The sequence below is a fragment of the Mesorhizobium sp. M7A.F.Ca.CA.003.01.2.1 genome (assembly GCF_003998945.1).
Taxonomy (GTDB): Bacteria; Pseudomonadota; Alphaproteobacteria; order Rhizobiales; family Rhizobiaceae; genus Mesorhizobium; species Mesorhizobium ciceri.
In genome coordinates this window covers 1-2,030 of sequence record NZ_RZRA01000977.1, presented here as the reverse complement: position 1 = coordinate 2,030, position 2,030 = coordinate 1, and the positions used below count along the sequence as shown (strand labels likewise).

Annotated in this window: 3 protein-coding genes and 1 pseudogene; all 4 read left to right on the top strand. The window is 62.0% G+C overall.

Annotated features, from left to right (window positions below; translation table 11 throughout):
* Positions 1–231 (top strand): signal peptidase I (gene lepB, locus EN969_RS28510; RefSeq protein ID WP_127419601.1); only part of this gene is annotated, 231 nt, incomplete at its 5' end.
* The gene (gene rnc, locus EN969_RS28505) at positions 231–986 is read left to right on the top strand and encodes a ribonuclease III (RefSeq protein ID WP_013532584.1); all 756 of its coding nucleotides are present in this window, start codon (positions 231–233) and stop codon (positions 984–986) included. The genes lepB and rnc, both read left to right, overlap by 1 nt.
* Positions 983–1,909 carry a GTPase Era gene (gene era, locus EN969_RS28500; RefSeq protein WP_013532583.1) on the top strand — a complete coding sequence of 309 codons (927 nt, stop codon included), beginning with the start codon at positions 983–985 and terminating at the stop codon, positions 1,907–1,909. Before rnc ends, era begins: the two co-directional genes overlap by 4 nt.
* 5 nt (positions 1,910–1,914) lie before the next feature.
* Positions 1,915–2,030, top strand: a pseudogene (locus EN969_RS36325) (aminoglycoside phosphotransferase); the annotation flags it as partial.

Genomic DNA, 2,030 nt, shown 5'->3' with positions numbered 1-2,030 from the left:
GGCGACAACACCCGCGAATTCGACGTGCCGCCCGGCCACTATTTCATGATGGGCGACAACCGGGACAATTCCGCCGACAGCCGTTTCACCGTCGGCTACGTTCCCGCGGAAAATCTGGTTGGCCGCGCCAATCTTGTCTTCTTCTCGATCGCCGGCAAGGCGAGCCCTCTCGAAATCTGGAAATGGCCGTCGCTGATGCGCGCTTCGCGCCTGTTCCACTTCGTCAATTGATGGCTTTGAAGCGCCCGACAGGCGAAACACTGGCCGGTTTGGTGAAGGCCAAGACCGGTTACGTCTTCAAGGATATCCGTTTGCTTGAGACCGCCTTGACGCATTCCAGTGCGGTCAAGGCGGCCACCAACAACCAGCGTCTTGAATTTCTTGGCGACCGCGTGCTCGGGCTTGTCGTCGCCGATATGCTTTTCGAAAAATTTCCCGATGCGCCGGAAGGTGAAATCGCGCCGCGCTTCAATGCGCTGGTCGATGCGCGGACCTGCTCCGAAATCGGCATCGAAATGCAGCTGGAGGATCTGGTCCGCGCCGATTCTGCCTTGAAGATGCGGTCGCGCGGCTCGGGCGGAAACTATCTGGCGGATGCGGTCGAAGCGCTGATTGCGGCGGTTTACGTCGACGGTGGCATCGAGGCCGCGCGGCGGTTCGTCCTGCGCTATTGGGAACCGCGCTCGCATACGGTGATCGCAAAGCCGCTCAATCCGAAATCCGATCTGCAGGAATGGATTGCCAAGACCAGCGATATCAGACCCGAGTATGTGATCGACAAGCGCGAGGGACCCGACCATCAGCCGGTCTTCACTGTATCCTTGCAGGTCCGCGGCTTTGCGCCGATAAGCGGCACCGGCGGCTCGCGCAGGGCGGCCGAAGAAGCGGCGGCTTCGGCATTTCTTGTGCGCGAAGGCGTTTGGGCCGCCGCATCGGCCCAAAAATCGGGGGGCTCGCGGCCCTCCAGTGAAGGGAGCGCGGCATGACCGCTACCGAAGAGCCGGCGACCACAGCCGCCGCCACGCATTCCGGCTTTGTCGCGCTGATCGGCGCGCCCAATGCGGGCAAGTCGACCTTGGTCAACCAATTGGTCGGCGCCAAGGTGTCGATTGTCACCCACAAGGTGCAGACGACCCGCGCCATCGTGCGCGGCATCGCCACGCATGACAATGCGCAAATCGTTTTCGTCGATACGCCCGGCATCTTCAAGCCGAAGCGGAGGCTCGACACGGCGATGGTGACCACCGCCTGGGGTGGGGCCAAGGACGCCGATATCGTACTGCTTCTGATCGACGCCGAGCGCGGCATCAGGGGCGACGCCGACGCCATCCTCGAACGGCTGAAGGATGTGCGCCAGCCGATGGTGCTGATCCTCAACAAGGTCGACCGCGTCAAGCACGAAGCGCTGCTGGCTCTGTCGGCGGCAGCGAACGAAAGGGTGCCGTTCAAGCGCACCTTCATGGTGTCGGCGCTGACCGGTTCCGGCTGCAAGGACGTGCTCGATTATCTGGCCGAGTCTCTGCCGGTCGGTCCCCGGTACTATCCGGAAGACCAGATCTCGGACCTGCCGATGCGCCAGCTCGCGGCCGAGATCACGCGCGAGAAGCTTTATCTCAGGCTGCATCAGGAATTGCCCTATTCCTCGCATATCGAGACCGAGAAATGGGAAGAGAAGCCGGACGGCTCGGTGCGCATCGACCAGACCATCTATGTCGAGCGCGACAGCCAGAAGAAGATCGTTCTCGGCCACAAGGGCGAGACCATCCGCGCCATCGGCCAGGCGGCGCGCATGGAGATAGCAGGCATCCTCGAACAGAAGGTGCACCTGTTCCTGTTCGTCAAGGTGCGCGAGAACTGGGGCGACGACCCCGAGCGCTACCGCGAAATGGGGCTCGAGTTTCCGCGCTAGGCTCGATGGTCAGCAAGCCGAACATCGACATAACGCTTGTCAGCCGATTGATCGCCACGCAATTTCCCAAGTGGAAGGATCTTCCGGTCAGGCCGGTTGCATCAGGCGGATGGGACAACAG

Coding starts and splice junctions, on each gene's coding strand:
- rnc (WP_013532584.1), top strand. CDS start 231: ATGGCTTTGAAGCGCCCGACAGGCGAAACACTGGCCGGTTTGGTGAAG.
- era (WP_013532583.1), top strand. CDS start 983: ATGACCGCTACCGAAGAGCCGGCGACCACAGCCGCCGCCACGCATTCC.